Annotated in this window: 1 pseudogene; it reads right to left on the bottom strand. The window is 42.8% G+C overall.

The annotated features are described in order from the left end of the window. Positions 1-183, bottom strand: a pseudogene (locus AB8U03_RS18050) (IS30 family transposase); the annotation flags it as partial. Positions 184-341: the final 158 nt, after the last annotated feature.

The following is a 341-nucleotide window of genomic DNA, read 5'->3' as shown; positions in this document are numbered from 1 at the left end:
CCTTTCTTTGCACTTATAACGAACGCGTCGTCTCAAATCAATGTTTCGGGCTTCAAAAACACCCTTGTTGAGGTAGTGATAAAGAGTTCTGCGGCTACAAGGAATCTCGTGTCCATGGTTTGCATAAATGTGGGCAATTGACTGACCTCGCTTTATAAGAGGAGAAATTAAATCATCTAACATAGCGATATCAGCTGGTGACTGGTTAATTCCGTCCCGGCAGGAAATCAAAAGATCATGAGAAGATTCATCGGCTTGCTGGGCGGAATAAAGGGAATGCTGTAGATTGCACCGTTTTATTTTAGGACACCCATTGCAGACATAAGGGGCCTTTTTTATCT

The organism is Clostridium moutaii, from assembly GCF_041205085.1.
Taxonomy (GTDB): Bacteria; Bacillota; Clostridia; order Clostridiales; family Clostridiaceae; genus Clostridium_B; species Clostridium_B moutaii.
Note: the sequence above shows the minus strand (reverse complement) of the source record. Positions and strands in the feature narration are given on the sequence as shown.